The 25,012-nt window shown below is 71.4% G+C and carries 23 protein-coding genes, 2 pseudogenes and 1 riboswitch; of the genes and pseudogenes, 1 reads left to right on the top strand and 24 read right to left on the bottom strand.

Features of this window, described 5'->3' with window-relative positions; genetic code table 11:
• Window positions 1-158 precede the first annotated feature (158 nt).
• From ACFWMZ_RS13080 to rpsB, 10 genes and pseudogenes are all read right to left on the bottom strand, one after another.
• Window positions 159-959 (bottom strand): annotated as a pseudogene (locus tag ACFWMZ_RS13080) (maleylpyruvate isomerase family mycothiol-dependent enzyme).
• A gap of 129 nt (window positions 960-1,088) precedes the next feature.
• Window positions 1,089-2,207: an ABC transporter ATP-binding protein gene (locus tag ACFWMZ_RS13075; RefSeq protein ID WP_383180800.1), complete on the bottom strand. Its 1,119-nt coding sequence runs from the start codon at window positions 2,205-2,207 to the stop codon at window positions 1,089-1,091.
• A complete protein-coding gene (locus ACFWMZ_RS13070) occupies window positions 2,207-3,850 on the bottom strand; it encodes an ABC transporter permease (protein WP_383201405.1) in 1,644 nt (547 codons plus the stop codon). Before ACFWMZ_RS13070 ends, ACFWMZ_RS13075 begins: the two co-directional genes overlap by 1 nt.
• Window positions 3,851-4,062: 212 nt before the next feature.
• Window positions 4,063-5,139 carry a thiamine ABC transporter substrate binding subunit gene (locus ACFWMZ_RS13065; protein ID WP_383180806.1) on the bottom strand — a complete coding sequence of 359 codons (1,077 nt, stop codon included), beginning with the start codon at window positions 5,137-5,139 and terminating at the stop codon, window positions 4,063-4,065.
• A gap of 80 nt (window positions 5,140-5,219) precedes the next feature.
• Window positions 5,220-5,341: riboswitch (TPP riboswitch) on the bottom strand.
• 93 nt (window positions 5,342-5,434) lie between these two features.
• Complete coding sequence (gene rlmN / locus ACFWMZ_RS13060) at window positions 5,435-6,547, bottom strand: 23S rRNA (adenine(2503)-C(2))-methyltransferase RlmN (RefSeq protein WP_383180808.1); 1,113 nt, start codon at window positions 6,545-6,547, stop codon at window positions 5,435-5,437.
• A 477-nt stretch (window positions 6,548-7,024) separates the two neighbouring features.
• Complete coding sequence (locus tag ACFWMZ_RS13055; RefSeq protein ID WP_383180811.1) at window positions 7,025-8,131, bottom strand: phosphatidate cytidylyltransferase; 1,107 nt, start codon at window positions 8,129-8,131, stop codon at window positions 7,025-7,027.
• Complete coding sequence (frr, locus tag ACFWMZ_RS13050) at window positions 8,131-8,688, bottom strand: ribosome recycling factor (RefSeq protein WP_003951140.1); 558 nt, start codon at window positions 8,686-8,688, stop codon at window positions 8,131-8,133. The genes ACFWMZ_RS13055 and frr overlap by 1 nt, the downstream gene beginning before the upstream one ends.
• A gap of 153 nt (window positions 8,689-8,841) precedes the next feature.
• Window positions 8,842-9,606, bottom strand: coding sequence for a UMP kinase (gene pyrH / locus ACFWMZ_RS13045; RefSeq protein WP_100457664.1), 765 nt, complete (start codon window positions 9,604-9,606; stop codon window positions 8,842-8,844).
• Between the two features lie 171 nt (window positions 9,607-9,777).
• Window positions 9,778-10,614, bottom strand: coding sequence for a translation elongation factor Ts (gene tsf / locus ACFWMZ_RS13040; protein ID WP_003951138.1), 837 nt, complete (start codon window positions 10,612-10,614; stop codon window positions 9,778-9,780).
• A gap of 92 nt (window positions 10,615-10,706) precedes the next feature.
• Window positions 10,707-11,645 carry a 30S ribosomal protein S2 gene (rpsB, locus tag ACFWMZ_RS13035; RefSeq protein WP_383180819.1) on the bottom strand — a complete coding sequence of 313 codons (939 nt, stop codon included), beginning with the start codon at window positions 11,643-11,645 and terminating at the stop codon, window positions 10,707-10,709.
• 273 nt (window positions 11,646-11,918) lie between these two features.
• On the opposite strand from rpsB, the gene ACFWMZ_RS13030 reads away from it, so the two are divergent.
• Window positions 11,919-13,187, top strand: a complete 1,269-nt coding sequence (locus ACFWMZ_RS13030) for a peptidoglycan DD-metalloendopeptidase family protein (protein WP_383201402.1) — start codon at window positions 11,919-11,921, stop codon at window positions 13,185-13,187.
• Here ACFWMZ_RS13030 and ACFWMZ_RS13025 read toward each other — a convergent pair.
• The 14 genes and pseudogenes from ACFWMZ_RS13025 to rimM all read right to left on the bottom strand — a co-directional run bounded on the left by ACFWMZ_RS13025 (window position 13,141) and on the right by rimM (window position 24,990).
• Window positions 13,141-13,698 (bottom strand): TetR/AcrR family transcriptional regulator, encoded by a 558-nt coding sequence (locus tag ACFWMZ_RS13025; protein WP_383180888.1) that lies wholly within the window; start codon window positions 13,696-13,698, stop codon window positions 13,141-13,143. The two genes, ACFWMZ_RS13030 and ACFWMZ_RS13025, sit on opposite strands and share 47 nt — an antisense overlap.
• Window positions 13,699-13,919: 221 nt before the next feature.
• Window positions 13,920-14,759 carry an RNA polymerase sigma factor WhiG gene (whiG, locus tag ACFWMZ_RS13020; RefSeq protein WP_383180825.1) on the bottom strand — a complete coding sequence of 280 codons (840 nt, stop codon included), beginning with the start codon at window positions 14,757-14,759 and terminating at the stop codon, window positions 13,920-13,922.
• A 220-nt stretch (window positions 14,760-14,979) separates the two neighbouring features.
• Complete coding sequence (gene dprA, locus ACFWMZ_RS13015) at window positions 14,980-16,233, bottom strand: DNA-processing protein DprA (protein ID WP_383201399.1); 1,254 nt, start codon at window positions 16,231-16,233, stop codon at window positions 14,980-14,982.
• On the bottom strand, window positions 16,230-17,843 hold the full coding sequence (locus ACFWMZ_RS13010; protein WP_383180834.1) for a YifB family Mg chelatase-like AAA ATPase: 1,614 nt from the start codon (window positions 17,841-17,843) through the stop codon (window positions 16,230-16,232). Before ACFWMZ_RS13010 ends, dprA begins: the two co-directional genes overlap by 4 nt.
• Complete coding sequence (locus ACFWMZ_RS13005; RefSeq protein ID WP_383180837.1) at window positions 17,843-18,205, bottom strand: YraN family protein; 363 nt, start codon at window positions 18,203-18,205, stop codon at window positions 17,843-17,845. The genes ACFWMZ_RS13010 and ACFWMZ_RS13005 overlap by 1 nt, the downstream gene beginning before the upstream one ends.
• Before the next feature lie 463 nt (window positions 18,206-18,668).
• Window positions 18,669-18,977, bottom strand: a complete 309-nt coding sequence (locus tag ACFWMZ_RS13000; protein WP_383180839.1) for a DUF2469 domain-containing protein — start codon at window positions 18,975-18,977, stop codon at window positions 18,669-18,671.
• A gap of 63 nt (window positions 18,978-19,040) precedes the next feature.
• A complete protein-coding gene (locus ACFWMZ_RS12995) occupies window positions 19,041-19,559 on the bottom strand; it encodes an NUDIX hydrolase (RefSeq protein ID WP_383180842.1) in 519 nt (172 codons plus the stop codon).
• A complete protein-coding gene (gene lepB / locus ACFWMZ_RS12990; protein WP_383201395.1) occupies window positions 19,549-20,325 on the bottom strand; it encodes a signal peptidase I in 777 nt (258 codons plus the stop codon). Before lepB (ACFWMZ_RS12990) ends, ACFWMZ_RS12995 begins: the two co-directional genes overlap by 11 nt.
• A gap of 88 nt (window positions 20,326-20,413) precedes the next feature.
• The gene (lepB, locus tag ACFWMZ_RS12985) at window positions 20,414-21,325 is read right to left on the bottom strand and encodes a signal peptidase I (protein WP_383180848.1); all 912 of its coding nucleotides are present in this window, start codon (window positions 21,323-21,325) and stop codon (window positions 20,414-20,416) included.
• 277 nt (window positions 21,326-21,602) lie between these two features.
• Window positions 21,603-22,127 (bottom strand): annotated as a pseudogene (gene lepB / locus ACFWMZ_RS12980) (signal peptidase I); the annotation flags it as partial.
• A 157-nt stretch (window positions 22,128-22,284) separates the two neighbouring features.
• Entirely contained in the window at window positions 22,285-22,980 is a 696-nt protein-coding gene (gene lepB, locus ACFWMZ_RS12975) for a signal peptidase I (protein WP_383201392.1), read from the bottom strand.
• 115 nt (window positions 22,981-23,095) lie between these two features.
• Window positions 23,096-23,446 carry a 50S ribosomal protein L19 gene (rplS, locus tag ACFWMZ_RS12970; RefSeq protein WP_020128707.1) on the bottom strand — a complete coding sequence of 117 codons (351 nt, stop codon included), beginning with the start codon at window positions 23,444-23,446 and terminating at the stop codon, window positions 23,096-23,098.
• 132 nt (window positions 23,447-23,578) lie between these two features.
• Window positions 23,579-24,400, bottom strand: a complete 822-nt coding sequence (gene trmD, locus ACFWMZ_RS12965; protein WP_383180853.1) for a tRNA (guanosine(37)-N1)-methyltransferase TrmD — start codon at window positions 24,398-24,400, stop codon at window positions 23,579-23,581.
• The gene (gene rimM / locus ACFWMZ_RS12960) at window positions 24,400-24,990 is read right to left on the bottom strand and encodes a ribosome maturation factor RimM (RefSeq protein ID WP_383180856.1); all 591 of its coding nucleotides are present in this window, start codon (window positions 24,988-24,990) and stop codon (window positions 24,400-24,402) included. Before rimM ends, trmD begins: the two co-directional genes overlap by 1 nt.
• Window positions 24,991-25,012: the final 22 nt, after the last annotated feature.

Below are 25,012 nucleotides of genomic sequence, written 5' to 3'. Positions count from 1 at the left end.
GAGCGTCAGAGTGAGGCGCACGGGCCGCCCGTCAAGCCATGGACGGCGCGGGTGACGGGGCATCGCCATCCGCGCCATCGGAGCGACGGGGCGAGCAAGGACGGCTCGTCCCACGCGCCCCGCGACCCAGCAGCCACGGCGCGACGTCGCCCCTCGCCTCACTCGAAAGTCGCCCGCTCCAGCAGAAGTCCAGGAGCGAACGATCGCCCCGCACCTCCAGGCGTCCACCGGTCACGGGCATGCGGCGATAGAAGCCGAGCGTCAGCTCCGTCATCGGCCCGCGCAGCTCCACCGTGGCCTCCTCCATGTGATCCGGGCTCACCGTGAACCCTTCGTCGGTGAGCTCGACGCGCCACTCCCCCCGTACGCCGCCCGCCCCGTCCGTCGCGTGGAGATGCAGAGTGCGCCCGTCGCCCCGTAGCTGGGCGGCGGGATCGCCCGGGACACTCCGCTGCACGTACGCGACGATCTCCAGCCACTCGTCCACGGCATCCGAGGCCAGCTCGGCGTCGGCCGTGAAGGGCGCGCCGGCCGCGAGGCAGGCGTCGGCGCGGTGGACGAGGAGTTCGTGGGTGAGCCGCCGCGCCCAGAAGCTGGAGCTCTGATCCCAGGACCAGGTCCACTCTTCCGCCCGGGCCCCGCTTCCCTCAGTGCCTCCGCGGCCGCCTCGGCTCCCTCAGCCAACCACGCATCCAAGGCCCCGGGCCCGTCCGCGGCGGGCGGCCCCGTGAACGCGGGGACCGCCTCCTCCGGCACCTCGGCCGCCGCTCGGCCGCGTGCGATCTCGTCCACCCACTGCGTCGCACCGCCCACGTGCACCGCGAGTTCGCGCAGCGTCCACTCCGGGCACGTGGGCACGCGTGCCCGGAGATCAGCTCCCGCCATGGCCTGCCGCAGCAGTGCCGTCTGCACGTTCACTTCGTCGCAGTACCGGTCGTAGAAAGATCCGTGCTTGTCATGGCCGGAGCGTAGCCGCGGCCCCGCTGACCGGCACGGCATTATCACGCCGCCCCGTACGGCACCGTACGGGCGCGCGCCATCGCATAGCGGCGGGCCACCACCCTCCCGGCGAAGGCGCCGGCCTGCTCTTATCCCAGGACGACCACGTCGTCCTGGTCGAAGACGACTCCGACCTCCGCCCCGGGTTCCGGCGCCTCCCGCAAGGTGCACGCGGCTTCCAGCTCCGGCCCTGTCGCGGGCTCCAGGCGGAGCGAGACGTGCGTGCCCCGGAAGGTCCGGGCAGCCACGGTGCAGGCAAGACCGCGCCCCACCTCCACGAGGCGGACACCGGTGGGCCTGATCAGTACCTCCCGCTTCCCCCGCGGCGCCCCGGGCGGTACGGCCAGTTCGCCCCAGGGCGTGTCTGCCGCGCCGTCGGCCACGGTGGCCTCGACGAGGTTGTCGAAACCGAGGAACCGGGCCACGAACGCGTCGACCGGCCGCTGCCACACCTCCAGCGGCGTGCCCGACTGGGCGATGCGCCCCTCGCGCATCACCACCACCCGGTCGGCCAGGGCGAACGCCTCCCCCTGGTCGTGCGTCACCGCCAGCACGGTCGTCCCGAGGGTGGCGAAGAGCTCGCGCAGTTCCACCACGAGGCGCTCCCGAAGGCTGCGGTCGAGCTGACCGAGCGGCTCGTCGAGCATCAGCAGGCGCGGACGGGGCGCCAGCGCGCGGGCCAGGGCCACCCGCTGCTGCTCGCCGCCGGACAACGTGCTGACGGCGCGGCCCGAGGCTCCGGGCAGACCCACCAGCCGCAGCAGGTCCGCCACCCGGTCGCTCTGCTCCTGGCGCGTCGCCCCGTGCATTCGGGGCCCGAAGGCGATGTTGCCGCCGACGTCGCGCTGCGGGAAGAGCTGATGGTCCTGGAACATGAGCCCCACGGCGCGCCGGTGCGCCGGAACGCCTGCCTGGTCCCTCCCCTCCAGCAGCACCCGCCCCGCATCGAGCTCCTGGAGCCCCGCCACCGTGCGCAGCAGTGTGGACTTACCGCTTCCACTCGGCCCCAGCACGCAGACGATCTCGCCCGCATCCACCTGGAGGTCGACCGCGCCGAGCGCGGCGTGCGGCGCCCCGTCGAAGCGCACCGACGCCCCGTCCAGCTCCAGCAGCGGCGCCACGGGGCGCGCGGCGTCCCGCTCCGTCTGCGCGGCAGGCGCCTCGGTGCGGGTACGGTGCCCGTCCGCGCGCCGTGGTTCATCGGCCATCAGAACGCTCCGGTTCGGTCGAGTGGCGCCCCGGCGCTGCCCGTCCCGCGGGACGGCGGGCGGACCCGCTCCAGGAGCAGCAGCGAGACGACGCAGACGATCATGAGGATCGTGGACAGAGCCATGGCCTGTCCGTAGTTGAGGTCGCCGGCGCGGCCCAGCAGCCTGGCCACGGCCACCGGTAGCGTCGGGTTGTCGGGGCGCGCGATGAAGACGGTCGCGCCGAACTCGCCGAGCGACACGGCGAAGGCGAACCCGGCGGCGACCAACAGCGCCCGGCGTACCAGTGGCAGGTCAACCTCTCGCCAGGCCCGCCACGGTGAAGCGCCCAGGACGGCGGCCGCGTCGCGCAGGCGGCTGTCCACGGCGCGCAGCACGGGCAGCATGGTGCGCACCACGAACGGTACTCCGACGAGCGCCTGGGCGAGCGGGACCAGGATCCAACTGGCGCGAAGGTTCAGCGGGGGCTCGTCGAGGGCGATGAGGAAACCGAACCCCACCGTCACCGCGGACACCCCCAGCGGGAGCATCAGCAGAGCGTCGAATCCCCTGGTGAACCGCCCCGCACGCCGCGTCAACGCCGCGGCGGCGAGGCCCCCGACGACCAGCGCGATGAGGGTCGCCACGGCGGCGTACCGCAGGGAGTTGCCGATGGCGTCGACCGGCGGCACGAGGAACGCCCCGCCGTCAGCCGACGTGAGGGCGCGGAAGTAGCTCAGCCCGTATCCGCCCGGGGCGTCGAGAGCCCGCTCCACCAGGACCCCGAGGGGCAGCAGGATCAGTACGGCGACGGTGCCGAGCACGAAGCCCAGCAGGAGGCGGTGCCCCGCCCCGTGGACGCGCCGGACGGCTTGTGCCGCGTCGACCAGGCTCAGCGCGGTCTCGCGGCGCCGCACGGTCCAGGCGTGCACGGCGAGGATCGCCCCGACGGCAGCGAACTGCACCAGCGTGAGGACGGCGGCGGTGGGGAGGTCGAGGAGCTGCGCGGTCTGCCGGTAGATCTCCACCTCCAACGTCGCGAAGCCGGGCCCGCCCAGGATCTGCACGACACCGAACGAGGTGAACGTGAACAGGAAGACCATCAGGGCGGCGGCCGCGACGGCGGGCCCGAGGGCGGGCAGCGTGACGGTGCGCCAGGCCCGCAAGCGCGACGCGCCGAGCGTCCTCGCGGCTTCCTCCTGCCGCGGGTCGAGCTGTGCCCAGAGCCCTCCGACGGTACGCACCACGACGGCGTAGTTGAAGAAGACGTGGGCCAGGAGGATGGCCCAGACTGTGGTGTCCAGGCGCAGGCCCCACAGGTCGTCCAGCAGGCCGCCGCGTCCGAGGAGTGCCAGGAACGCGGTCCCGACCACCACCGTGGGCAGGACGAAGGGCACCGTGACCACGGCGCGCAGCAGCCCCTTGCCGGGGAACTCCAACCGGGCGAACACGTACGCGGCCGGCATGGCGACGGCCAGGGTCAGTGCTGTCGACGCGAGGGCCTGCCAGAGGGTGAACCAGAGCACCTGACCGATGTCCGGGTCGCCCAGTACGTCGCCCAGCGCGGCGAACTGCCAGGTCCCGTCCTGCCGCAGACCCCGGCCGACGATGGCGGCGACGGGGTACGCGAAGAAGAGCCCGAAGAAGATCACGGGGACGGCCATCAGGGCGGCTCGCGTCCAGCGGCCACGGCGCGCGCCACCTGCGGCGACGGCGCGACGACGCAGGCGCGGCCCGCCCCGTCGCGGACCGCGCGGGGTCTGCGCCGTGCCGCCCCCCGGACGACGGGCCTTGCCTGCCCCGTCCACCGCGGTCACGCCGCGGACGGGGCCGCTCTGGGGGCCGCGCGCGGCGCCCGGCGCGGCGTGCCGCTCCGTCACTTCACCACAAGCGAGGTCCACGACTTGACCCACGCCTCACGGTTGTCGGCGATCTTCTTCGGGTCCAGCGACCGCGCACGGTCCGCCTCCGCGCCGAACTCGGTGAACAGCTCGGGCAGCTTCGCGTCGTCCGCCACAGGCCGGACGAACATCTGCAGCGGCAGGTCCTCCTGGAACGTCCTGCCGATCAGGAAGTCCAGCAGCTTCTTCCCGCCCTCAGGGTTCTTCGCCCCGTCGAGGAGCCCCGCGAACTCGATCTGCCGGAAGCAGGTGTCGGTCAGCACCCCCGTGGGCGCCTCGTCGGGCTGAGGGTCGGCGTACAGCACCTCGACCGGCGGGCTGGACGCGTACGAGACGACGAGCGGCCGGTCGCCTCCGGCCTTCTTGCCTCCCGCGGAGCCCGAGAACTCCTCGTTGTACGCCTGCTCCCAGCCCTCGACGACCTTCACGCCATTGTCCTTGAGCTTCTTCCAGTACCCCTGCCAGCCTTCGTCGCCGAACTCGGCCGCGGTTCCGAGCAGGAAGCCGAGCCCCGGCGAGGACGTCGCGACATTCTCGGTGACCAGGAGGTTCTTGTACTTGGGGTCGGCGAGGTCCTCGAAGGTGCGTGGCGGATCGAGTTTCTTGTCGGCGAAGTAGTTCTTGTCGTAGTTGACGCAGATGTCGCCGGTGTCGATCGGTGTCACCCGGTGTTCCGCGTCGAGCTGGTACTCCTTCGAGACGCGGTCCAGCCCCTTCGCCTGGTACGGGGCGAAGACGCCGTTGTCGATCGTGCGGGAGAGCAGCGTGTTGTCGACGCCGAAAAGGACGTCCCCCTGCGGGTTGTCCTTGGAGAGAACGGCCTGGTTGACCGCCTGGCCGGCATCCCCGCTCTTCAGCACCTTGACGGTGTAGCCGGTCTGCTTCTTGAAGTCGGCCAGGACGTCCTTGGACACGTTGAACGAATCGTGCGTGATCAGGGTGACCTGCTTCGACTGTGCCTCGTCGGCGCCGCCGGAACCGCAGGCCGCCACGGCGACCAGGCCGAAACACGACGCCAACGCGGTCCTGGCGACGTTTCGTGTGGTGGGCACTGATTTTCCTCCTGGATAGGCCAGGAAGAGACGCGGCCTTGCCCTGGTGCCGGCGAACCGGCGCCAGGGCAAGGCGCAACAGCTTGAGTGGTCCGAACTTCCTACCCGGAATGACCCGGGCGAGGTTCAGAGGGTCTGCGGCCTTTACGTGCATCACGTGGTGCCGCACTCTCAGCGCTGTGGCGCTCCCCTGTCGGAATATGCATGTGTTCGAGGTCAGGATACTCGCGCGAGGGCCCCGTGACCGAACGGCGCCTCCGCCCCGTACAGAACGAAGACGACGCGGACGGGACGCTCAGCGCTCCGTCGCGGCGAGCTGCCCACAGGCCCCGTCGATCTCCTGGCCCCGGGTGTCGCGAACCGTCACCGGCACTCCGTGGGAGGCGATGGCCTCGACGAACGCCTTCTCGTCCTCGGGCCGCGAGGCGGTCCACTTGGAGCCCGGCGTGGGGTTGAGCGGGATCAGGTTGACGTGCACGCGCTTGTTCTTCAGCAACCGCCCGAGCAGGTCACCACGCCACGCCTGATCGTTGATGTCGCGGATCAGGGCGTACTCGATAGAGACCCGCCGTCCCGACTTCTCCGCGTACTCCCAGGCGGAGTCGAGGACCTCGCGGACCTTCCAGCGGGTGTTGACGGGAACGAGCGTGTCACGCAGTTCGTCGTCGGGCGCGTGCAAGGAGACGGCCAAGCGGCACTTGAATCCTTCGTCCGCGAAACGGTGGATGGCCGGGACCAAGCCGACGGTGGAGACCGTGATACCGCGCTGCGACAGCCCGAGACCGTCCGGCTCGGGGTCGGTGAGGCGCCTGATCGCGCCGGTGACCCGGTTGTAGTTGGCGAGGGGCTCGCCCATGCCCATGAAGACGATGTTGGACAGGCGGGCAGGGCCGCCGGGCACCTCGCCGTCCCGCAGTGCCCTCATCCCGTCGACGATCTGATGCACGATCTCGGCCGTGGAGAGGTTGCGGTCCAGCCCCGCCTGCCCCGTGGCGCAGAACGGACAGTTCATGCCGCAGCCGGCCTGGGACGAGATGCACATGGTCACCCGGTCCGGGTAGCGCATGAGTACCGACTCGACGAGGGTTCCGTCATGGAGCCGCCACAGGGTTTTACGGGTGGTGTCGTTGTCGCACGAGATGTGCCGGACCACCGACATGAGGTCCGGCAGGAGCTCGCTGCGCAGCTTCTCGCGGGAGCCGGCGGGGATGTCGGTCCACTCCGCCGGGTCGTGCGCGTAGCGCGCGAAGTAGTGCTGCGAAAGCTGCTTGGCGCGGAACGGCTTCTCACCGATCGCGGCCACGGCTTCCTTGCGCTCGGCGGGGGTGAGGTCGGCGAGGTGCCGCGGCGGCTTCTTGGCTCCGCGGGGCGCGACAAAGGTGAGCACTCCGGGTGCGGGCGGTGCCATGGGCGGAAGACTCCTCAGGACGGCGAAGGCCGGGGCACCCGCGGAGACGCGGCGCGGCATCGTCCGACGGTGCGGGGCAGGAAAAGGCCCGCTACTGGACGGCGCGGGCTCTTCCAGGGTAACCGGACTGCCGGGCGGTCCTTTCCCGCCGCCTTCCCGCCTCCGGGGCGCGCCCCGCACGGGGCGCGCGACCTGCGGAAACGCCCTGCGACGGGGCCAGGGACGGGGCGCCCGCACCGTTGTCCCAGGCGAGCCGAGCGCCGTGCGGCGCCCCCACCGTCGCGAGGCCCAACCTCCGCGGCATCACGCACGTCGCGCACGTCGCGCACGCGCCGCTTCACGCGCTTCACGTACGCCCCCCCGGAATCCGTAGCAGCGACTTCAAGCCCTGCCCCACCCGGCACAGCAGCACCGCAAAACGCCGGACGGGGCGGCACCCAGAGGCGCCGCCCCGTCCCCATCCACATCATCGGCCGGTCAGCCGGCTCCCACGAACAGCACCAGCAGCGCCCACACCACAGGCGCCGTCGGCAGCAGTGAGTCCAGGCGGTCCATGATCCCGCCGTGCCCCGGCAGCAGCGTGCCCATGTCCTTGATGCCGAGGTCCCGCTTGATCATCGATTCCCCGAGGTCACCGAGCGTGGCACTGACCGCGACTGCCAGCCCCAGCAGCAGCCCCTGCCACCAGGCTCCGCCATCGACCAGGAACTGCATGCACAGGGCACCGGCGACCATGGCAGCCCCGACCGCCCCGAACAGCCCTTCCCGGGTCTTCCCGGGGCTGATGCGGGGGGCCAGCTTGTGAGTGCCGAATCGCCAGCCGACGGCGTAGGCGCCGGTATCGGCGACCACGGTCAGGATGAGGAAGGTGATCACGCGCTGCGCACCGTCGTCGGCCGTCAGCATGAGCGCCACGAACGTCGCGAGGAACGGTACGTAGAACGTCGCGAAGACGCCCGCCGTGACGTCCTTCAGATATCCCTCAGGAGGCGCCGTCATCCGCCAGAGGAGCACGGCGAGCGCCGTGAGAGCCATGGCGACCCAGGCACCCTCGGGGCCCCACACATAGCCGGCGACGACCATGCCCGCCCCGCCCACGGCGAGCGGCACCAGCGGCGCGTGGATGTCCTTACGCTCCGCCAGGCGCGTGGTGAGCTCCCACAGGCCGACGACGACGGCGACCGCTATGACCCCGATGAACACCGCTTTCACGATGAACAGCGACGCGACGATCACCGCTCCAAGGCCGACGCCGACCCCTATCGCTGCGCCGAGGTCCCGCCCCGCGCTCTTCTTCTGCGGTGCGGGGGGCGGCGTGGCGGCGGGCATGGGCTCCTGCGGCGTCTCGTCACGGAACAGCGGTGCGCCCGGCCGGGCGCCGTCGGGTCGGCCGTCCCGCTTCCCACCGTCGGCAGGCAGGTCCGGCATTTCGGGCACGATGGGCATGGGCCGAGTCTGCTGGGCTTCATGGGCATCGTACGCGGGACCCGCCGTAGCGGCCCCCTGGACGGGTCCCTGGCCTGGCGTCGGCCACGGACCCGCGTACCCGGCATGCGACGGTGCGCCCCAGGAGGAGTCGTTCATCAGACTTCGAGCAGCTCGGCTTCCTTGTGCTTGAGCAGCTCGTCCACCTGAGCCACGTACTTGGCAGTGGTGTCGTCGAGTTCCTTCTCGCCGCGGCGTCCCTCGTCCTCACCGACCTCGCCGTCCTTGACCAGCTTGTCGATGGTCTCCTTGGCCTTGCGGCGGACGGCGCGGATCGAGATCTTCGAGTCCTCGGCCTTACCCTTGGCGACCTTGATGAACTCGCGGCGGCGCTCCTCCGTGAGCTCGGGGAACGACACACGGATGATGCGGCCGTCGTTGCTCGGGTTGACGCCGAGGTCCGAGTCGCGGATGGCCTGCTCGATGTTGCGCAGCGCGCTCGAATCGAACGGCGTCACGACAGCCATGCGCGGCTCCGGCACGGAGAACGACGCGAGCTGATTGATCGGCGTGAGGGCGCCGTAGTAGTCCGCCACGATCTTGTTGAACATCGCCGGGTGCGCACGGCCGGTGCGGATCGCGGCGAAGTCCTCCTTGGCGACCACGACGGCCTTTTCCATCTTCTCCTCGGCCTCGAGGAGGGTCTCTTCGATCACCACTTGCTCCTGCGTGTCTTGAGTTGGCCTGAGGACCCCCCGCACGGTGGTGGCTGTCGGGGGACGAAACAGGGCCGGCTGCGTCGTGTGTCTTCCCTGCACGGTGTCCGACCGGCAGGGCTTTGTCCATCCCCACGGGGGGACGCTGACGGGTCAGTCCCGGGCGCGCGGCTCGCCCACGAGCGTGCCGATCTTCTCACCCTTCACGGCCCGGGCGATATTGCCGGCCGCGAGAAGTTCGAAGACCAGGATGGGCAGCTTGTTGTCCCGGCACAGCGTGATGGCGGTCATGTCGGCGACCTTGAGGTCCCGGGTGATGACCTCGCCGTAGCCCAGGGCGTCGAACTTGACCGCGTCCGGGTTGGCCTTCGGGTCGGAATCGTAGACCCCGTCGACACCGTTCTTCCCCATCAGCAGCGCTTCGGCGTCGATCTCGAGCGCGCGCTGGGCGGCGGTGGTGTCGGTGGAGAAGTACGGCATGCCCATGCCCGCGCCGAAGATGACGACGCGGCCCTTCTCCAGGTGCCGCACCGCACGGAGCGGGATGTACGGCTCGGCCACCTGCCCCATGGTGATGGCCGTCTGGACCCGCGAGTCGATGCCTTCCTTCTCCAGGAAGTCCTGGAGCGCGAGGCAGTTCATGACGGTGCCGAGCATGCCCATGTAGTCGGAGCGCGCGCGGTCCATGCCCCGCTGCTGGAGTTCGGCGCCGCGGAAGAAGTTGCCGCCGCCGATCACCACGGCGATCTGTGCGCCGTCGCGGACCACGGCGGCGATCTCACGGGCGATGGCATGCACCACGTCGGGGTCGACGCCGAGCCCCCCGCCGCCGGCGAAAGCCTCGCCGGAAAGCTTCAGCAGGAAACGGCCGGCTCCTTTGCCGTCCTCGCTCCTGGCAGCACTGTCAACATTGCCCATGGGGTCTTCTCCTCGTACACATACGAAGGAGGCCATTGCCGGTGGATGCGGTATCCCGATCGCGGCAATGGCCTCCTCGTCAGATCTGCGGTCGTCCGGTGCGTCCGACGCGGCGCACCGTGGCGTCCGCTACCGGCCCCGTGAGGGCCGTATGTCGATCGCGGTACGGACTCAGATGCCGACCTTGATGCGCGCAAAGCGCTTCAGGCTGACACCGGCCTCGTCCAGGATCTTCTGGACGGACTTCTTGTTGTCCTTGGCGAAAGGCTGGTCGAGGAGTGTGACCTCCTTGAAGAAGCCGTTCACCCGGCCCTCGACGATCTTCGGAAGCGCGGCCTCGGGCTTGCCCTCGTTGCGCGAGGTCTCCTCGGCGACGCGACGCTCGTTCTCGACGACCTCGGCCGGCACCTCGTCACGCGAGAGGTACTTCGGCGAGAAGGCGGCGATGTGCTGCGCGACGTCCTTGGCGACCTCGGCGTTCTCCTTGTCGAGCTCGACGAGGACACCGATCTGCGGGGGCAGGTCAGGCATGGTGCGGTGCATGTACGCCGCGACGTAGCCGCCCGTGAACTGCGCGAAGCGGTCCAGGACGATCTTCTCGCCGAGGTTGGCGTTGGCCTCGTCCACGTACGCCTGGACCGTCTTGCCGGACTCGATCTCGGAGGCGAGCAGCGCCTCCAGGTCGGCCGGGGAGGTTGCGGCGATGTGCTGGGCGAGGGTGTTGGCGACGTGCTGGAACTTCTCGCCCTTGGCGACGAAGTCCGTCTCGCACTTCAGCTCGACGAGGACCCCGGAGGTGTGGTCGTCGGCGATGAGGGAGACGACGGCGCCGTTCTCGGCGGAGCGGCCCTCGCGCTTGGCGACGCCCTTCTGGCCCTTGACGCGGAGGAGCTCGACAGCCTTGTCGACGCTGCCCTCGGCCTCGTCGAGGGCCTTCTTGCAGTCCATCATGCCGGCGCCGGTGAGCTCGCGGAGCTTCTTGACGTCGGCGGCGGTGTAGTTCGCCATGGTGATGTGAATCTCTCTCGAAGTCTGGAAGATCTACGGGTGGACGGCGGGGGCTGGTCCAGCCCCCGCCGTCAGCAACCGATGAGGATCGGTCAGGCCTGCTCGGGCTCGACGGCCGCGGCGCCCGTGGCCTCCTCGGCAGCGGCCGGGGCCACAGCCTGCTCGGCGTCGGCGACCTTCTCCGTCTCGGCGGAGGTCTGCACCTCGGCGTCGACGGCGGGGGTCTCGGCCTCGGTGGCCTCGGCGGGCTTCTTGTCGCCCTCGAGCAGGTCGCGCTCCCACTCGGCCAGCGGCTCGCCGGCGGCCTTGTCGCCCGGCTTCGAGTCGCCGGTGGCGACGCCGGAGCGGGCGATGAGGCCCTCGGCGACGGCGTCGGCGATCACGCGGGTGAGCAGGGTGACGGAGCGGATCGCGTCGTCGTTGCCCGGGATCTTGTAGTCGACCTCGTCGGGGTCGCAGTTGGTGTCGAGGATCGCGACGACCGGGATGTGGAGCTTGCGCGCCTCACCGACGGCGATGTGCTCCTTCTTGGTGTCCACGATCCAGACGGCGCTGGGCACCTTCTGCATCTCGCGGATACCACCGAGGGTCTTCTCCAGCTTGGCCTTCTCACGCGAGAGGACCAGGAGCTCCTTCTTGGTGAGGCCGGAGGCGGCCACGTCCTCGAAGTCGATCTGCTCCAGCTCCTTGAGGCGCTGGAGGCGCTTGTAGACGGTGGAGAAGTTGGTGAGCATGCCGCCCAGCCAGCGCTGGTTGACGTACGGCATGCCGACGCGGGTGGCCTGCTCCGCGATGGCCTCCTGCGCCTGCTTCTTCGTACCGACGAACATCACCGTGCCGCCGTGGGCGACGGTCTCCTTGACGAACTCGTAGGCGCGGTCGATGTACGACAGCGACTGGAGCAGGTCGATGATGTAGATGCCGTTGCGCTCCGTGAAGATGAAGCGCTTCATCTTCGGGTTCCAGCGGCGGGTCTGGTGACCGAAGTGGACGCCGCTTTCCAGCAGCTCCCGCATCGTGACGACGGCCATGGCCGTATCTCCTTGAGTTCTCGGTTGCCGCGACCACCGGACGGCGGTCACGCCTGACGCCCCGCGCGCTGTGCCCTGAGGACCGAGGAGCGCGGACGCCAACCAGAGGGGTTGACGTCGGGGCGTGCGAAGTCGACCCGGTGACCCGGATCGCCATCAGAAGTGTACGGGACCGCCGACCCACCGGGTGACGCCGCTGTCCACAACCAGCCGGTAGTCCACAGATTCGGATCATGATCCACGAAATCGCCCGCAAAGAGCGACTGTGGGGCCATGAACACTGAGAGTTACGCACTTGCCCGCTTCGTCCGCCCGATCGCCCGGGCGGCCTTCAACCCACGCACCCGACGCACGCCTGCCAGTCCGGTCACGGGCGCCCTCATCCCTGCCCTCGAAAGGCCTGAGCGAGCATGGGCGGCCACGCACAGGGGCGGAGTCCTGGCCGCCCAGTTGTACTGGGCAGCGGCGCCCAGGTGCCGCGTCGGCCCCGCCGCCACCGTGCGGTCGACACCCCCGCGACACCTCGCGCTCACCCGCGCCGGGACGGTACTGCTCTGCGGAGCCCTCGCTCTGGCCCTGGCCGCGACAGCCAGAGCCGCCACCCCGGACCTCCTCACGCCGCCTAAGGCCGCTCCCAGCAGCGAGGACATCGCCGCCCATCCCGCTCCGCGCCTCCCCGACCCCGCCACGCAGCGTCCTCGACCCGACGCTGCCCCGGCGAAGCCCCGGCCCCGGCGGGCTGCTACGTCACGCCCGCAGGGCCAGGCTCGCCCGGCCGCCAGGCCCCACCGGGAGCGGTCCGACGCGCCCTCTCCTGCCGCCGTCCCCGGCAGCCGGTCATGGCCGGTCGGCGCCCGGCCTCGCGTCGTGCGCGGCTGGGAGCCGCCGGCGACCGATTTCGGGCCGGGCCATCGAGGAGTGGACCTGAGCGCCCCCGAGGGCACAACGGTGCGAGCGGCCGCTTCCGGACGCGTGTCCTTCGCCGGTCCGGTAGCAGGTCGCGGCGTGGTCGCCATCGAACTGGCCGACAGCGGCGACCCCCCTCTGCGCATCACGTACGAGCCGGTACGCCCTTTGGTGCGCGTCGGCGACGAAGTGGTGGCGGGGCAGCCGGTGGCCGTACTGGGGAGCAGTACTCATTGCCCGCACTCGTGTCTCCACTGGGGCCTGCTGCGTGGCAAGGAGTACCTGAACCCGCTCTCCCTGCTCCCCGAGTGGATGCTGCATCGCAGGCCTTCCCGCCTGCTGCCCGTGGCCGGAGTCCCGGAGCCGTCCGGCTCCGGCCGAGCGGCGGTCTCCGCAGCGCGGCCCGCGACGTACACAGGGGCGACGCACCGCCCGCACGCCGCACCGAGGAAGCAAAACCGGACGCATCCGGGCGACACCCACGCCGCCACGCGTTCCGCAGGGCGGACCGGACCCGCCGACTCCGCCCGCGGGCGCCCCGCTTCCACCGGCCCGCGCCGGGAGCGGGGACGGGCACGCCGTGGGCGCCTCAGCCGCGGACGCCGCCGAGGGCCATCGCCACGGTCGCCTCGATGATGGCCTGCGGGTCCTCGGCCGCCCCCAGTTCGATGCGCCGCACGGCCGCGTCGACCACGCCTTGGAGCAGCATGGCGGCGAGCCGCGGGCGGTCGTGCCCCATGCCCTCCAGGGCGTCCACCACGACGGTCACGAGCCCTCCGTGGGCCGCGCGGATCTTCTCCCGGGCGCCGGCGTCGAGCTCACTCGCCGAGATGGCCACGACGGCACGGTGCCTGCGGTCCCCGACCAGGGCGAGCTGCGTACGGACGTACGCCTCGACCTTGGCCTCCGGCGTGGCTTCGCGCTCCATGGCCACTTCGACCTCGGCGGCCCAGACAGGGATGTCGACCTCGCAGAGTTCCTCCACCACGGCCCCGCGCGAGCGGAAGTACTCGTAGACGGAGGACCGCGCCAGCCCCGTACGTTCGGCGAGCGCAGGAAAGGTGAGGGCGTCCGTACCGCCCTCGGACAGAAGGGACCTGGCGGCGTCCAGGAGGGCGCCGCGTTGCATCGACCGGTGCTCGGCCACGGAGGCCGCTCGAATCCTTGGCACGTTCCCACTGTACGGATGACGCGTACGCGGCGGCAGCCGGTACGCCCTCTTCGCGTGGGTCGCGCCGCTGGAATCTCTCTGCGCCCGCGTCGTGAGCTGGACGCCAGGAGCCCCGCGGCGCCGGCCCGGACCAGGCTCCCGCACCCGCGCCGCGCAGGCAGGGAAGGCTGGCAGCGCCGCCGTGGCCCCAGAGGGCGTCAGCGGCCGAAACTGGACAGTTTCGCCCGGAGCTGCAGAACCGATTTCGTGTGGATCTGACTCACTCTGCTTTCGGTCACACCCAGTACGTGGCCGATCTCGGCAAGGGTCAGGCCTTCGTAGTAGTACAACGTGACCACGGTCTTCTCGCGCTCCGGGAGAAGGTTGATCGCTCCGGCGAGCAGGCGGCGCAGTTCACGGTCCTCGGCGAGTTCGACGGGGTTGTCCGCGGAGGTGTCCTCCAGGGTGTCCATGATGCTGAGGCGGTCCCCGCCGCCTTCGCCACCGCCGTGGAGGAGTTCCTCGAGGGCCACCACGTTCGCCAGGGAGAGCTGGCTGAAAACCGCGTGGAGGTCCTCCACCGCGATGCCCATCTCGGCGGCCACTTCCGCCTCGCTGGGTGTGCGGTGCAGTTCGGCCTCCAGCGAGGCGTACGCGCGCTCCACGTTGCGAGCCTTCTGCCGGACGGAGCGGGGGATCCAGTCCAGGGCGCGGAGTTCGTCGATCATCGCGCCCCGGATCCGCGTGATGGCGTACGTCTCGAACTTGATCGACCGTTCCGGGTCGAACTTCTCGATGGCGTCGATCAGCCCGAAGATCCCGGACGAGACGAAGTCGGCCTGCTCCACGTTGGGCGGCAGGCCGACGCTCACGCGGCCCGCGACGTACTTGACCAGCGGGGAGTAGTGCAGGATCAGTTGCTCGCGCAGTCGTGCGTCGCCCGTGGCCTTGTAGGAGCTCCACAGCTCCTCAAGCGTGGAGGGAGCCTTGGGCCGCACGCTGCCGCGGGCGGCGGGAGGTCCTGCCGCCCGGTCAGACCCGGAGGTGTGCTGGGGCATTCGTCGCCTTGAGCCGTTCTGCCGTGAACTGGGGGAGATTGATGGTCCGATGGCGTGTCTGAGTCGAAATCCTTGCGAGCGTAACGTGACGAAGGGGTCGCGTTGAGCGAAGGGTACGGGGTCGGAGCGGGACATTTGCGCCCCACCGGGCGCCTCGCGCGCCCCGCCCGGCCCCGGTGCGACCAGCACACCGGGGCGGCGAACCTCGCAACAGCCAAGGTCATGGGGCATGATCCGGACAGCTAGGCACTTTAGCTACCGGATCGTCACAGGTCGGAAATCCGCCCGAAAGCGCCTGGCGTGTCAACTTCCAGTTCTTCCCTCTGCGTTCGACGTAGCCGAGAGCCATCAGTTCGTACAGGTTGCCGACCGTCTCGTCGACGCTGGTGGCCGCCGCACGCGCGATCTGTTCCAGGGCCCCGCCGGCGCCACCCGGTACGGCCTCCAGGGCCTGCCCCAGCCGCTCGGGCAGGAGGTCCCTGGGCAGCACCGGACCGGACTTGACGGGGGCCAGCTCCCCGATGCCACCGACGAGTTCGATGACGTCACCGGCGTCCGCCACCAGGTGGCCCTCACCGCGCAGCAGTTCGTGCACTCCCGCGGAGAGGCTGCTGGTCACGGGGCCGGGGACACCCATGGCGGCACGCCCCAGGCGCAGAGCGGCGCGTGCCGTCGACAGTGCCCCGCTGCGGTGGGCCGCCTCCACCACCACGGTTCCCCGCGTCAGTGCGGCGATGACGCGGTTGCGCAGGACGAACCTGCTCGGCGTCGGGTGTTCCCCCGGCGGCAACTCACTCACCACGAGGCCCTGTTCGGCGATCCGTGCGATGAGCTGGGCGTGTCCTCGCGGATAGGGGCTGTCGACTCCGGAGGCCAGGACCGCGACCGTGGCGCCGCCCGCGCCGAGGACCGCCCGGTGGGCCGCGCCGTCGATCCCGTACGCACCGCCCGAGACCACCACCCAGCCGCGCTCCGCCAGTCCGGCCCCCAAGAGGCCCGCGGCGTGCGCCCCGTAGTCGGTGCACGCCCTGGCGCCGACCAGCGCGACGGAACGGAGCGCCCAGAAGCGCAACCAGGGCGTACCACGCACCCAGAGCCCGACGGGCCGGGCATCGCCGAGGTCGTCGAGCTGAGCGGGCCACTCGGCGTCGCCGGGGCAGACGAACCGGGCTCCGGCCTCCCGTGCGACCGCCAGGTCGAGCTCAGGGCGGGCCTGCTGGGCCCGCAGCCGCAGCCCGGCCATCCTCCCCGCCGTAGCACCGGGGAGCGGCGGCCCTTCGCCGCGCAACCGGTCCAGCAGTGCCGCCGGGCCCATCGACCGCAGCCACTGGCCTCCTCGCGGGTCACCCGGTTCCAGGACTCGGGTCAGGCCGGCTCTGGCGAACCGGTCGGAGTCCTCCGTTCGTGCCTTCCGTTCGCTGCCGGTCGCCGGTCCCTGAGCGGAGAAGAGCCCTCCGGCGTCCGGTGCCGTCATCGCGCGCCTCCCGCCGTGCTGGGCACGCCCCGGGAGACCCCGGTGCGGAGTTGGAGCGCCGCCTCCACGTCGCCCGAGTCCGGCTGGTCGTGTCCCGCGAGGTCGGCGACGGTCCAGGCCACGCGCAGTACGCGGTCCAGGCCGCGGGCGCTGAGCAGGCCGCGCTCCAGCTCCCGTTCCGCGGCGTGCATCGCCCCCGACGCGGCGTGCCAACGGGTGCGCAGGACGTGCCCCGGCACTTCGCTGTTCGTCCGCCACGGTGTGCCGAGGAACCGCTGTTCGGCGCGCTGGCGGGCCTCCAGCACCCGCGCGGCGACGGTCTCCGTGGACTCGCCGCGCTCCCCCGTGCCGATCAGCTGGGACCGGGAGACACGGTCGACGTCGACCCGCAGGTCGACCCGGTCCAGGAGCGGTCCCGAGAGCCTGGCCTGGTAGCGCCGCACGACGGACGGCATGCAGTCGCACGGGTCGCCCTGCGCGCCGTGACGCCCGCAGGGGCATGGGTTGGCTGCCAGCACCATGAGGAACTGCGCCGGGAGCCGGACCACTCCGGCCGCGCGGGCGATCACGACGTGACCGGATTCGAGGGGCTGGCGCAGCGCGTCGAGGGCCCGGACGCCGAACTCGGGAGCCTCGTCCAGAAAGAGCACGCCCCGGTGGGCGAGGGAGACGGCACCCGGGCGGGGCAGCCCGTTGCCCCCGCCGACCAGCGACTGCATGGTCGCCGAGTGGTGTGGAGCGCAGTACGGGGGCCGGCTGAGCAGGGGGCCGCCCGCCTGGAGGACTCCGGCCACCGAGTGGACAGCCGTGACCTCCAGGGCGGCCGCCCGGTCCAGGGGTGGCATGAGGCCCGGGAGGCGCTCGGCGAGCATCGTCTTGCCCGCTCCGGGCGGTCCCTTCAGGTAGATGTGATGTCCCCCGGCCGCGGCGACCTCCAGAGCCCCGCGGGCAAGGTGCTGACCGGCGACGTCGGCGAAGTCCAGCCGTCGGCCGTCTCCCGTCTGGCTCAGGGCGCCGATGCCTGTGCCCGGGAAGCTGAGGCCCGACAGCAGCGGGTCGGGGCGGCCCGAGGGATCGGGCTCCTCGTCCGGGACGGGCGTGTCGGTGAGCAGCGCCACGAGCTGGCGCAGCGTACGGATGCCGAGCACCGACACGCCGGGCACCAGGGCGGCCTCGGCGGCCGAGCACTCGGGGACGACGACCTGCTCGTACCCGGCCTCCGCGGCTGCCAGTACGGCGGGGAGCACTCCGCGTACCGGCCGTACGCGGCCGTCGAGACCGAGTTCACCGATCATGACCATGTCGGTGAGGGTGCGGGGGTCGATGAGCTCGGCGGCGCCGAGCACTGCGGTGGCCACGGCGAGGTCGAACCCGCTGCCGCTCTTGGGGACGGATGCCGGGCTGAGGCCGATGGTCAGCTTGCGCTGCGGCCATTCGATGCCCGCGTTGACCACGGCGGCCCGCACCCGGTCCCGGCTCTCCACCAGCGTCTTGTCCGGGAGCCCCACCAGAGCGAAGGACGCGACGCCCGGCTCCAGGTCCGCCTGGACCTCGACGATGATTCCTTCGACACCGACCAGGGTGACCGCGTAGGTCCGTGCGAACGCCATCAGCTCAGCCCCCGCACATGCTCGACGCGTGCCGCCCCGCGCGGTGGCAGCACGACGCCCACAAGGTCGATCCGTACGCCTCCCTGCGGCGGTCCCCCGTGTTCCGCGAGCCAGAGCTCAGCGAGGCGGCGGATGCGTTCCGCCTTCTCCGCCGTGATCGCGGCCGACGGGTGCCCGAACGGGCCCGGCCGCCGGGTCTTGACCTCGCACAGGACCAGGACGTCACCGTCGCGGGCCACCACATCGATCTCTCCGGCGCGTCCCGCGCGCCAGTTCCTCGCCAGGATCCGCATCCCGGCGGCGGTCAACGTCCTGACCGCCACATCTTCGCCGTACCGGCCCAGAGCGCCTCGTGCGTTCATGCGGCATCACCTCCGGCACCGACAGTGGGGGGCCGGAAACGTGCCGACGGATCATGGTGGACAACGCCGCCGTTGTGGACAATTCCGTCACCCTCGGGCCGGGGTGGGGGCGAGGAGCCGGCAGTGAGGGCGGCTCGGGGGCGGCGCCCGCGTGGTGTGCGGCGGAGCTGCTGCGGGGGCGCCCTGCGTCGCGAACGCCGGCCGCGGCGTCACCGGCCGCGCGGCGTCGTCGGCCGCGCGGCGTCGTCGGCCGCGCGGCGTCGTCGGCCGCGCGGCGTCGCGGGGCCCGGGCGTGCCGCACCGTACGCCGCGGGGGCGGACCGCAAAACCCCAGCTCACGCGCCCCGTACGCCACGCCCGACGCACCCGCCCCGTACGTTCCGCACGCCGCGCCCACCGGGCCCGCGTCCCCCCGTACGCCGCCTCCTCCGGAGCGCGCCCCGTCACGCCGCCCCCGCCCGGCTCACCCGCCAGGCAGCTCCAGGTCGCTCTTGTTGAGCTCCTCGATGTTCACGTCCTTGAAGGTCAGCACCCGGACCTGCTTCACGAACCGCGCCGGCCGGTACATGTCCCACACCCAGGCGTCCGCCATGGAGACCTCGAAGAAGACCTCGCCCTGCACGGAGTGGACCTGCATGTCGTAGTCGTTGGTGAGGTAGAAGCGCCGCTCGGTCTCGATCACGTATTTGAACAGACCGACGACATCGCGGTACTCCCGGTAGAGCTTCAGCTCCATCTCGGTCTCGTACTTTTCGAGGTCCTCGGCGCTCATGGCATGTTCCCCTTCAGCCGTGCGTGCCCCCATTGTGCGCCAGCCCCGCTCGGCGCTGGACGTTTACCTGTCGAGCGTCATGGGCCTGGCCGGGGCTCCTTCGTCGAGCAGCGTGCGCAGCAGTTCGGCGAGTCTGGTCGGATACACCGTCTCATGCGTCCTGGTCAGCTCCTCGCACGACCACCACCGCGCACCTGCGACGGTACGTCGCTCCAGCTCGGTGAGCGCGGTGGGCCCCGTCACACTGCTCCGGGTGCGCGCGAGGTAGTACCGCTCGTCCTGGTTCCAGCGGCGCCCGGCGAAGGTGAAGGAGCAGACGCGCCTCCAGAGCTCGGGGCCGAGTTCGATGTCCGTGATCCCGGTCTCCTCGGCGAGTTCCCGGCGGGCCGCCTCCTCGTGGGTCTCCACGCCCTCCAGGCCGCCGCCCGGCGTGAACCACCAGTCCACCGAGGCGTCGTCCGGTTCGTGGCCGTGGAGGAGCAGCACCCGTTCGTCGGGATCGAGGAGTACGACCCGGGCGACACGCCGCAGCGACTCCGCGCCGGTCTCCGCCACGCCGTCGCGGGGCTGGTCAGGCGCCACGTGCGCCCGCCGTACGCCGTTGCCGCGCCGCCCGGCCGAACCGCGCCGCGACCGGCCCGTACGCGGCGCCGCCCAGGATCAGTACCGCGCCGCCGGCCACGGCCGCGACCACCGCCTTCAGCGGTCCCGGCTCGGAGATGCCGCCGGGCAGCGCCGCGAACCCGTCGGGGCGGGCCAGCATGCCCTCCATCGGCCAGGCGACCGCGTCGACCCGCGCCACGACCGCGTCCCGGGACACGGAGCCGCGGCCGACCTCCTGGAGGTGGGCGGTGGAGTCGAGGGAGCCCGCACGCTCGTCGCCCAGCAGGAACAGCCGCCCCTCAGGGACGGTGGTCCGGGGGATGCCGGAGACCGAGGCGGGGGTGCCGACGGGCAGGTAGGGCTCGTCGACGGCCTCGCCGTTCACCGTGAGCTGCCCTCCGGTGCAGCAGGCGACCTCGTCGCCGCCGACGGCCACGACGCGCTTGACCATGGGCAGGTCGCCCCACTCGGCCTCCTTGAAGACCACCACGTCGCCGCGGCGCACGTCGGCCCCGTCGATGCGCTGGGCGAGGACCCGCTCCCCCGCGCTGATCGTCGGGGCCATCGACCCCGTCGGGACCGCGTAGGGCTGGTAGAGCAGCGCCCCCCAGGCGAACCCCCCGAGGAAGAGCACACAGCCGAGGGCCACGGCGGCGCCCGACAGGATCCTGCCGAGCCGGCCGTGGCCCTCGTCCGTACCGTCCGTCCGGTCGGTACGGTCTTCCGTGCTTCGTGTGGTGCTCATCCCAGCCCGCCCCCGCCTCGGAGAAAATGGTCTTCCCGCCGTCCCGGCAGGTGTCGGGCGGCGGGAAGCGGCGATCTGGGACGGCACCCTACCCGTCGGTCCGGCGGGCGGTAACCCGTCGCCGCCGCCAGAGGGCGAGCGGTACGACACCGGCGAGGCCCAGGACGCCCGGGGCGGCGCCGAGCGCGGCGTTGAGGCCGGGCTGGTCGAAGGTGTCCGGCACCGGCAGCGTCGACCAGCGCGTGGGCGGCCAGGCGACGACGATGGCGCGCCCGACGACCTCGTCGGCGGGGACCATGCCGGCGTTCTCGTCGTTCTGGTGGTACCGAGAGTCGAGCGAGGACTGGCGGTGGTCGCCCATGACCCAGAATTTGCCGTCGGGAACGGTCACCTTGAAGGTGCCGCCCGTGTCGTCGGGGCTGCACGGGGTGTTGCCGGGGAAGACGTACGGCTCGTCGAGCGCCTTGCCGTTGACCTTGAGCGGTCCTGTGCCGTTGCACTCGACGGTGTCGCCCGGGACTCCGATGACCCGCTTGATCAGGTCCTTCTCCTCCGAGGAGGGCATCAGACCGATGAAGCTGAGGAAGCGCTGGACCGAGTTGGGCTCCGCGACGACCTCGTTGGCCAGCCAGCCGTCCGGGTCGTGGAAGACGATCACCTCGCCTCGCTCCGGCTCACTGCCGAACCACGGGGTGAGCTTGTCCACCAGGACCCGGTCACCCTTCTGCAGGGCGTTCTGCATCGACTCCGAGGGAATCGAGAATGCCTGCACGAGGAAGGTCTTGATCAGCAGCGCCAGTCCCAGCGCGATGACGATCAGGAACGGGATCTCCAGCCAGAAGGGGATGCGCCTCTTCCCCTTGCGCCCCTGATCCTCGGGCCCGTCGTCCCGACCGGATCCTCCGGGCCCGTCGGCGTACTGCGCCGACTCGTCCTCGGGGCGTCCGGAACCACCCTCGGGCTCGCGTCCGGACCGTGCGCCCACCGCCACATCCCCCACATCGACTCCTCACTGTGTGCCGCTGTCCTCGCCTCGTACGGCGCAGGACCACCACTCCCATAACGAGCGGGAGTTCCGCAGGGGTCGGGAGGGGGATCGTTCTGTTCGGATCCTGGGACGCCACCTTATGCGACGCCCCGTCGGCCGCCGTCGATCCGCCTGGCGCGTCGGGCACCGCCGCGTACGTCTCACGGGCCGCGAGGCTCCCCCAGTGGGCCGCCGGCCAGGCTATCGCCACGGCGCGGCCCACCACGTGGTCGCCGGGCACTGTCCCGCCGTAGCCCTCGGCGCGGTGGTAGCGGGAGTCGGCGGAGTTCTCCCGGTGGTCACCCATCACGAAGTACCGGCCCTCGGGGACGCGCACGGTGAAGCGGAGCGAGGAGGGCTTGTTGCCGGGGTGGAGGTAGGGCTCGGTGAGGGCTGTTCCGTTGACGGTTATCCGGTCCTGCCGGTCGCAGCAGACGACGGTGTCGCCGCCGACGGCGACGACCCGCTTGATCAGGTTGCGCTGGTCGTCGGAGGGGAGCAGGCCGATCGCGGAGAGCGCCCGCTTGGCCTGCGCGGTGACGGCGGAGTCGTCGCCGGTGTCGGCGGCCTGCTCGCCGTGCAGCCAGTCGGCCGGATCCTCGAAGACGATCACGTCGCCCCGTTGGGGTCGGGAGCCGAAGTACGGGGTGAGCTTGTCGACGACGACGCGGTCGCCGATCCGGATGGTCTGCTCCATCGATCCGGAGGGGATCACGAAGGCCTGGATCAGGAAGGTCTTCAGGAAGAGCGCGATCCCGACGGCGACGACGATCATCAGGGGTATCTCGCGGAGCGCGGAGCGGCGCCGCCGACGGCGCACCTTGCGGGCGAGCTTGCGCCGTTCCGCACGCCCCGTAGGGGGCGGCGCCGCGGCGTACCCGTTATCACTGCGCGCGGCGCCCGCGCCGGAGCGGCCGCGGGGCTTTCCGCGCCTACCCATGGCGGCCCCGGCCCGGCAGCTCCGCGAGCGCGCCGGAGTGGCCGACGGAGGACCAGCGGGAGAAGGGCCAGCCGACCCATTCCGCGCGGCCGAGCACCCGTTCCACGGGGACCATGCCGCCCCCGGGCGAACCCAGCCGGTCACGGGAGTCGCTGGAGTCGCTCCGGTGGTCGCCCAGGAGGAAGAGGCGCCCGGTCGGGACGACGACGTCGAAGGGGACCGAGGAGGCCTCGTCGCCGGGGTGGAGGTATGGCTCGTCGACGACGGTGCCGTTGACGGCGAGACGGCCCCGCGCGTCGCAGCAGACGACGCGGTCGCCGCCGGTCCCCACCACCCGCTTGACGAAGTCGCCCTCGCCGAAGTATTCGGTGCCGTCGAAGACGACCACGTCCCCGCGGCGCGGCTCGTCGCCGAAACGGTACGCCAGCTTGTTCACCAGGATCCGGTCGCCGACATGCAGCGCCGGTTCCATGGACCTGCTCGGGATCTGGAACGGCTGGAGGACGAAGGTGCTGAAGAGCAGCACGAAGGCCACGCAGGCGAGGAGGACGACGGTGAACCGGCCGCCCGGCAGCCCGGACAGACGCGCGGAGCGCGACCCCTCCTCCGCCCCGGAGTCCTCGGGGGCGTCCCCTAGTCCGGCGGTGGAGGAGCGGTCGCGCTCCGTCTGCTGTGCTTCGGTGTCCATCGGTGCCAGATGTTATCCGGCTCCGCCGTGGACACGAACAGGCAAGCGATGCTTGACCTGTTCGTGGGCTGGGGCCCGGCGCCGCTCAGGGCACCGGGACCGTCGCCCGGCGGGCTCAGTTGTCGCGCTTCTCCTTGATCTTCGCGGCCTTGCCGCGCAGCTCACGGAGGTAGTACAGCTTCGCGCGGCGAACGTCGCCGCGGGTGACCAGCTCGATCTTCTCCACGATGGGGGTGTGCACCGGGAAGGTGCGCTCCACGCCCACGGAGAAGGAGACCTTGCGGACCGTGAAGGTCTCGCGCACGCCGGCGCCCTGGCGGCGGATGACGACGCCCTTGAACTGCTGCACACGGGAGCGGTTGCCCTCGATGACGCGGACGTGGACGTTGACCGTGTCACCCGGGCGGAAGGCGGGAACGTCGCTGCGCAGCGACGCGGCGTCGACGGAGTCGAGCAGGTGGGACATGATGTCTGCTTCCTCGCTGATGCCACAGGTCATCAACGGAACATGAGAGGGATGTGCGAGTGCTGCCGCGTCCGGGAGCGCCGTCGGTCCCCCTGTGGCAGGGGCGAACGCTCGTGGACGTACAACAGCGGGCTATTCTTCCACGGCTTCGGGTCCGCGCCCAAATCGGCCGTCCGGCCCCTGCTGCCAGCCCAGGGAGGCGAGGAGTGACCGGTCCTTCTTGTCGAGCGAGGCGGGGTCGCAGCGCTCGATGAGGTCGGGGCGGTTGCGGATGGTACGGCGGAAGGCCTCGTCGCGCCGCCAGCGCGCGATCTTCCCGTGGTGGCCGCTGAGCAGCACCTCCGGGATGCCGCGGCCGCGCCAGGACGGGGGCTTGGTGTAGACGGGGCCTTCGAGCAGGTCGGCCATGGCGCCGGGCGCGAAGGAGTCGTCGCGGTGCGACTCGGCGTTGCCGAGCACGCCCGGCAGCAGCCGGGCGACCGCCTCGGTGATGACCAGCACCGCGGCCTCGCCGCCGGCCAGCACGTAGTCACCGATGGAGACCTCGTGGACGGGTATCCGCGAGGCGTACTCCTCCATCACGCGCCGGTCGATCCCCTCGTAGCGGGCAGGGGTGAAGATCAGCCAGGGGCAGCCGGAGAGCTCGACCGCGAGGTCCTGGGTGAAGGGCCGGCCGCTGGGCGTGGGGACGACCAGGGCGGGGCTGTGCGCCCCGGCCTCGTACCCGTCGGCGAGGACCTGGTCGAGCGCCTCGCCCCACGGCTCGGTCTTCATGACCATGCCGGGGCCGCCGCCGTACGGAGTGTCGTCGACGGTGTTGTGGCGGTCGTACGTCCAGTCGCGCAGGTCGTGGACGCGGACGTCGAGGACGCCGCGGGCGCGGGCCTTGCCGACCAGGGAGACGTTCAGCGGGTCGAGGTACTCGGGGAAGATCGTGACGGCGTCGAGGCGCATCAGCGCGCCCCTCCGGCCTCGTCAGCACCGTCGGGCGCCCCGTTCTCCTGTTCCGCGTCGCGGGCGGAGGCGACGACGGCGCGGTCGTCGATGAGGCCCGGCGGCGGCGTGATGACGGCGCGCTGCTCGTCCAGGTCGATCTCGGCGACGATCTCGGCGACGAACGGGATCATGACCTCGCTCCCGTCGGGCCGCTCGACGATGAAGAGGTCCTGGGAGGGCAGGTGGGAGATCTCCGTGATGCGGCCCACCTCCACACCGTCCTCGGTGACCACGTCGAGGTCCATGAGTTGGTGGTCGTAGAACTCCTCGGGGTCCTCCGGGAGGTCCTCGGGGTCGACCTCGGCGATGAGGAGAACGTTGCGCAGCGCCTCCGCGCCGGTGCGGTCGCTCACCCCGGCGAAGCGCAGCAGCAGCCGTCCGCTGTGCACGCGTCCGGTCTCGATGGTCAGCGGTCCGGTTCCGGGGGGATCGGTGGCGAGTACGGCGCCGGGCCCGAGGCGGACCTCCGGCTCATCGGTGCGCACCTCGACGGTGACCTCGCCCTTGATTCCGTGGGCACGGCCGATCCGTGCGACTACCAACTGCACCTGTGCTGCTCCTGGTCGTTCG

Source organism: Streptomyces sp. NPDC058373, from assembly GCF_042723275.1.
Lineage (GTDB): Bacteria > Actinomycetota > Actinomycetes > Streptomycetales > Streptomycetaceae > Streptomyces.
Note: the sequence above shows the minus strand (reverse complement) of the source record. Positions and strands in the feature narration are given on the sequence as shown.